The sequence below is a fragment of the Pseudonocardia sp. MH-G8 genome (assembly GCF_002262885.1).
Classification (GTDB): domain Bacteria; phylum Actinomycetota; class Actinomycetes; order Mycobacteriales; family Pseudonocardiaceae; genus Pseudonocardia.
Genome location: NZ_NKYF01000003.1, coordinates 190382 through 197220 on the forward strand (window position 1 = coordinate 190382; position 6839 = coordinate 197220).

The window sequence follows — 6839 nt, forward strand, 5'->3', positions numbered from 1 at the left end:
ACCGACGTTGTAGCTACCCCGGTTGTAACTACCCACGTTCCCGCTGCCGACGTTGGAGTCGCCGACGTTGCCGTTGCCCCGGTTGCGGTTGCCCCGGTTCCGGCTCCCGAAGTTCCCGTTGCCGATGTTGTAGCTACCGACGTTGCCGTTGCCCCGGTTCCCGTTACCCCGGTTGCCGTTGCCCCGGTTGCTGTCACCGACGTTGCGGTTGCCCTGGTTGTTGCTGCCCCGGTTCCCGTGGCCCTGGTTGTTGTTGCCGTGGTTGTTGTTGCCCCGGTTGGCGTTGCCGGTGTTCCCGTTCCCGAGGTTGTTGTCGCCGACGTTCCCGCTGCCCCGGTTGCGGTGGCCGCGGTTGCGGTCGCCGACGTTGCCGTTGCCGGCATTGCCGTTGCCGAGGTTGCGGTCGCCCTTGTTGCCGGTACCTCGGTTGAGGTCGCCCCGGTTGCGGTGGCCGACGTTGCGCTTGCCGACGTTGTGGTTCCCGATGTTGAGGTCACCGACGTTGTGATCGCCGACGTTCTGGTCACCGACGTTGTGGTCGCCGCGGTTGAGGTCGCCCCGGTTGTGGTCGCCCACGTTGAGGTTGCCGACGTTGTAGTCACCGGTGTTGCCGTCGCCGACGTTGCCGACGCCGACGTTCATCTCCTCCTTGACCGTGCCGGTGCACCCGATGCCGCAGCCGACCAGCACCGCGTTCATCCGGGAGTTGCCCGACGGTCCGCTGCGCGGCTGCACCGCGGCCGGCTGCTCGGTGACGGCGTCGTCGATGACGAACTCCGGGGCGCTGGAGGCCTGGGACGTGGTCTGGCCGATGCAGCCGCCGCCCCCGGCGACCGTGCAGGCAGCCGTGCTGTTCGAACCGCGACGCCGCTCGCTCACCCCGAGATCGATCGCACTGGTCTCGCCGGCCGCCCGGCCGCCGCACGAGAGGGAGCCGACGGGGCAGCGGCTGTCGGCTCTCGAGCGCGAGACGCTGACCGGTCCGGAGACGTGCACCGGCCCGTGAGCGGTCATCACCGGTTCGTTGCGGTCCTGCACCAGCGTGTCGGTGTCGGCACTGCATCTGCCGCCCGCGCCCCGGGTCTCGCAGGACGTCGTGCCGACGCTGTCGCGGTAGGCGACGTCGCCGGACGCGGAGCCGGTCGTGGCACTCGCCGCCCGGCCCGAGCAGTCGGCGGTCTGGCAGGCGACCTGCGCGTGCGCCTCGCTCCACGCGATCAACGGGCCGGTGTCGCCGGTCGAGGTCGTCTTCTCGTTCTCCTCAGCCGGAGGCGGTGCCTGGGGGTCTGTGGACTGAGCGGAGCGGACCCCGGCCGCGGCGGCGCGGGTGGTCGACTCGGCCGTACGCGCGGCGAGCCACTCCTCGGCGGCGGTCGACTCGTGGTTGTTGCTCACACGTGAGGTGGAGTCCGACACGCAGCCGGTGGCGTTGGCCTCGCAGCTCGACGTCCCGGTGGTCTCGCGGACCGGGGCAGCCCCGCCGCCGGCTGCGACCCCGGTGCCCGTGGCCCGGGTGGCGCTCGCGCCCGTGCCGCCGCAACCGACGACACCCGTGCAGTCGACCACCGAAGCGGCGGAGGCGGTGCCGGTCGACCGGGCGCCGGTGGCGCTCGATCCGGACGCCTGGTCGAACGGGTCGCTGTGGTCGGCCGCGTTGTCCGCCACGGCATGGCTGTCGGCGTGGCAGGCCCCTGCGGTGACCGTGCAGCTGGACTCAACCCCACCGAGCCGCTCGACGCCCGTTGCGCCGCCCGCCTCCGCGCTCGTCGTCGTCGAGCCCTCGCCCGTGCAGCCGGCCACGCCCTCGCAGTCGACGCTCGTTCCCGTCGTGCTCGACGCGAACGCGTCGCCGTCCGACAGCACCGAGGCGCCGTCCGAGTCGTCGCCGGTCCGGGACTCCTCGATCGCGGACTCGGTACCGGTGCGGCTCTCGGACTCACACCCACCGCCGCGGACCGCGCACGACGCGGAGCCCGTGCTGCCGCGGCTCGCCCCGGCCGCCAGCCCGCTCGCAGCCCCGCTCGTCGCGGTCGTCCCGCGGCCCGAGCAGTCCGCCGCGTCGCAGTCGACCTCGACGGAAGCCGCGCTGTCGGTCTCGACGCCGTCGTCCGCCCCGTCGACCTCGGACTCCGCCACCGCACGGCACGCGCCGCCCGAGACCGTGCAGCCCGCGTCGGACTTCGCGGCCGATGTCGGAGCTGCCGTCCCTGCCCTCACCGTGTCCGCGGTAGCGGACTCGCGGTCCGCGCCGGTCGAGCCGGCCGCCGAGCCGGTGCACCCGGCACCGCAGTCGACCTCGGCCTCGGCCCGCGCCTCACCGTCCTCGTCCAGCTCCACGGAGCTGGACGTCGCACAGGCGCCGCCCTGGCACCGCGCCGACCCGCTGCCCGATGCGCCGCTGCGGATGTGCTCGTCGCGGTCGAAGTCGTCGCGGTCGAAGTCGTCGCCGCTCAGACTCGCCAGCTGTGCCGCTGCATCGGGTCCGTCTCGCCCGTTGCCGGAACTGTCGCTCTCGCACGAGCCGCCTGCGCTGTCGCACTCGGCGGACGCCTGGTCCGGCTCGGCCCGGGAACGCTGCGCGCAGTCGCCGGTGCAGCGCGCCGACGCCTGCGTGGCCGTTCCGTCCTCGTTGCGGCTCGAGGCCGCGCTCTCGCAGGCGCCGGACGCGTCGCACGACGCCGACGCCTCGTTGTCGCCCGATTCCGAGGACGCCCCGCAGCCGGACAGACCCGATATGCCCACGCACCGGTCGGAGTCGCGCTCGCCGTCGGCGTTCTCGGTCGCGGCGCCGCACTCGACGAACACGCCGCTCGACCCGCACCCGGAGACCGATCCCTCGCCCTCCAGGTCGTCCTCGGACACCGCGTCCGGGTCGTGCCCGGTGGCCTCCATCAGCTCGTCGGTGGCGTCGTACACGTCGTCGCGCTGCGCCTCGAACTCGTCGACGTCGCGCTCGTGCGCCTTCTCGCGGGTCGTGCCCGACGAGGCCTGCTCCTCCTTGGCGGCCAGTTCCTGTTCCCTCTCGGAGAGGTCCCGGTGCCCGTCGACGACCTCGTCGATCAGATCGGCCCGATCGGACGACAGCCGCTCCCGATCCGCCTCGACCTGCCTCTCCAGCTTCCTGTGTGCCGCCGCCTGCTCGGCGTACTCGGCCCCGGTGGAGGTGCCCGACGCGACGTCCTTCTTCGCCCGCTCGAGCTTCCGCTCGCTGCCGTCGAGCTCGATCTCACCTTCGAGCACCCGCTCGGTCCGCTCCGCCGAGTCGTCGGACTCGCGATCGGAGTCGTCGCGATCACGGTCATCCTCGGATGCCGACTCGCGCAGCAGGCTCATCACCACTTCGCCGGACGGAGGACCGCGGCTGTCAGCGTCCGAGTGCCGGGACGACCGCGCCGGCTCGGACCGGCGGGCGGCCCTGCTCCGCTCTCCGTCCTCACCGAGCCGGGCCCGGACCGTCCACGCGCCACCGGACGGCTCGTCCTCACCGGATGCCTGCGAGAGCGCGTCCCGCGTGGCCTCGACCGCCCGGCGCATCTCCCCCTTCCCCGCTCCGGCAGCGCTGTCGAGCGCCTCCTCCACGAGTCCGGTCACGGCGCGAGCGACGTCGTCGCCCTCGTCGGTGTCGCCCTCGTCGGCCCTCTCCCGGACGACGTGCGCGGTGCGCCGCCCATCGTCCTGAGCGGCCCGGTCGCGGTCGCTCTCCTCCCGATCGTGCTCGCGGACCCGTTCTCGAACGGCCTTGCGGACCGCTCCCGCGATCTCGGCCCCGCTCTCCCCTGCGCGCTCGCGCGCCCGGCCGCTCAGCTCCTCCGCGAGCTCCGTCCGGTCGCGAGATCCTCGCTCCTCGCCGCGTTCCGCGGAACGCCGTTCGAGCGCCACGCGCTCGTCACCGGTGTCCTCGCCGGCCGCGTCGGGCCGCCCCCGGTCTTCGAACCGCTCGTCATCGTCGCGGGCGGACCCGCGCCGCCCGCTGTCGCGGTCCTCACGATCCCGGTCGAGGCGACCGACGCGCTCCGCGACCTCGTCACGGATCTTCCGGACGCGCTCGTCCGCTTCCTCCGACCCCGCCCGCGCATCCCCGGCTCGGCTGCGTACCTGCGCAGCGGAACCGACCATTTTCTTGTCAGCATGCTGCGAACGGTCGCGACCGGCCTTTTCGCCGTCGTCGTCCCCCCGGTCCCGCACCTCGGACCGCCGAGCGGCCGAGTCCCGGTCCAGCGCGTCCCAGCCCGCGTCGTTCCGGTCCGCGGCGTGACGGCCCTCGGCCTCACGGCTCCCAGCGTCCCGACCGACCGCGTGCCGCCTGTCGGGCTCGCGATCCGAGGCGCTCCGGCGTCCGGCTGCCCGGTCCCCGCCGTCCGCGCCATCCCGGTCCGCGGCGCGATGTCTCGCGGCCTTCCGGCCATCGGCGTCTCGAGTCGGGGTCTCCTCGACTCCGGCGCGATCGTCCTCGGCGCGCGGGGATCCGTCAGCACCCGTGCGTGACGACGACTCGCGGTTGATCTCACGATCCGCCGCGCTGTCTCGTTCGTCGGCGCGATCGCCCTCCTCGCGAGGGTCTTCCTCACCGGGTTGCGAGCGCGAGTCCCGGTGGCCTCCGCGCTCGCGGTCGTCGCCCGAACCGCGCTCCTCCGGACGGCGCCCCCCGGAAGCGTCGACCCGTTCGGAGTCGGACCGGCTGTCGCGCTCGCTCGCCTCATCTCGGCCGGCGCGGCCATTCGAGCCGTCCGCCGTCCGCTCCCGGGCCTCCTGCCGATCCGACGTCTCGTTCTCCGGGTCGGCTCCCCGCTCCTCCTCGGAGGCGGACTCCCTCTCGCGCTTCTCGCCCGACTCGTCCTGCGTCGAGCCCCTCTCGACCGAACCCTTGCCTCCCGAACGCTTCTCCCCGTCGGGCTCCCGCGCTCCGGACTCCTCGTCGGCCTTCTTCGCGTCGGGCTTCTTCGAACCAGGGCTTTCGTTGTCGGATTCCTGGTCCTCGTCGTTCGGCCGCTTGCCGGAGTCCTCCGCCTCGGACTTCTCCTCGTCGGAGTCCTTCTTGCTGGACTCTTTCTCGCCGGCGCCCTTCTTGTCCGACTTCTCCTTGCCCGACTCCTTCTTGCCCGACTCCTTCTTGCCCGACTCCTTCTTGCCCGACTCCTTCTTGCCCGACTCCTTCTTGCCCGACTCCTTCTTGCCCGACTCCTTCTTGCCCGACTCCTTCTTGCCCGACTCCTTCTTGCCCGACTCCTTCTTGCCCGACTCCTTCTTGCCCGACTCCTTCTTCCCGTCCGACTTCTCACCCCCCGAGTCCGACCCTCCGGACCCGGAGTCGTCGCCGCCCGACCCTCCGTCGCCGCCGCCGCCGGCCGGCCTGATGCCACTCGCCTTCAGCAGACCCTGCTCCACCGCCGCAGCGGGCGCCGGCGCAGCCGCGACCGCCTGGGTCGCCGTCAGGAACGCCGCTCCGACCCACAGCACGACGACCGCGCCGGCGAGCGTGCAGGCCCATCGCAGCGCCTGCCACAGTCGATCCGCGAGCGAGAGTCGCAGTCGCACAGCGTCGAGGTCAGCGCGCCGAGCGGGGCCGAAGCCCGCGCCCACTGACACCACACCCATGACGGAATCTCCAGACGTTCACCGCAGCACGCGGAACAGGAAGAAGGATCAGAGAGGGGCGCGCGACCGAAACGGGTACGCGAACGCCCGAGGCACGGGGATCCGCTGCACGTCACGCCTGAGGCAGTGACCCGCTGCGCGGCCGTTCCGCACCGGGCCTCGCTGCGCACCAGTTGCGACACGTCAGCAACCAGCACAGCCCAGCGAGGGCAGCGATGAGACTGCAGGCACCGCACGTACGACCGACGCCGCGCGGATGACCTACCGATGCCTTCTTGGTGACATCTCGGTGGCGCAGCTCCCGCCGGCCCCTCGGGCGCCTGGCCGCCGGAGGGCGACCGGCATCGCGCGGGGCCTCGTCGTCAGGTACTGCCGCGAGGACCGTGACGTGATCACCAGTTCGGTGCAGGAACGGCCGGATATCGCCGCCTTTGCACCAAGCCGACGATCACGGACGGTGGAGCGTTCCGCTGAACCCGCTCGCCGTGGTCGCTGAACCGACCAGATCACGCCGGGCCGCCCGTCGAATTTCGTCGGATGCTCGGTACGCCTAGACCGGGGAGGCGGAGGCGGCAAGGAGCGGATGCACGGTTGCGACGACCATTCGGCCGGCGTCGTCGATCTGCACCCGATCGGCGCGGACCTCGGCGGCTGCGCCGTGCAGAATCTGGTGGATCACGCTGACGAGCCAGGTGACCGGCAGGTCGGTGCGGAACACGCCCTGGGCCTGGCCGCGACGCAGGAGTTCCTCGACGCGCGCCGCGGGACCGGCGTGCAGCTCCCGGATCCGTGCAGCGGGCAGGGTGTGCTGGGCGGCGGTCAGCAGCGCGATCGACTCGGCGATCAGGGACCAGCTCGACTCGAGCAGCCGGGTCACCGCGTGCCGCGCATCCCCGGTCAGATCCACCGCCGAGAGCGTCCGTTCGCCGGCCCGCAGGCCGTCGACCACCGCGGCCTCGACCAGCTCGGCCCGACTGGAGAAGTGGCCGTAGAGCGTCATCCGCCCCACCCCGGCGGCTCGGGCGATGTCGTCGATCGTCGCCTCCGGGTCGGCGCCCAGGCTGCCTCGTGCCGCGGAGACGATGCGGGCGATGTTGCGTTCGGCGTCCGCACGCCGGCGCGGACGGGCGTCAGCGGTGGCCATGTTCGCGATCCTAACAACTTGTACGCCGACGTACAGGATAGTAGCGTCGGTCCCATAACTCGTACTCCATAGCGCGAGCTGTTGCCGGGGAGGTCGTGCG

Annotated in this window: 1 protein-coding gene and 1 pseudogene; both read right to left on the minus strand. The window is 72.4% G+C overall.

The genetic code is table 11. The features are described from left to right. Positions 1-5595 (minus strand): annotated as a pseudogene (locus CFP66_RS10720) (hypothetical protein); the annotation flags it as partial. Between the two features lie 550 nt (positions 5596-6145). Next, positions 6146-6739: a TetR/AcrR family transcriptional regulator gene (locus CFP66_RS10725; protein ID WP_094922683.1), complete on the minus strand. Its 594-nt coding sequence runs from the start codon at positions 6737-6739 to the stop codon at positions 6146-6148. Positions 6740-6839 lie beyond the last annotated feature (100 nt).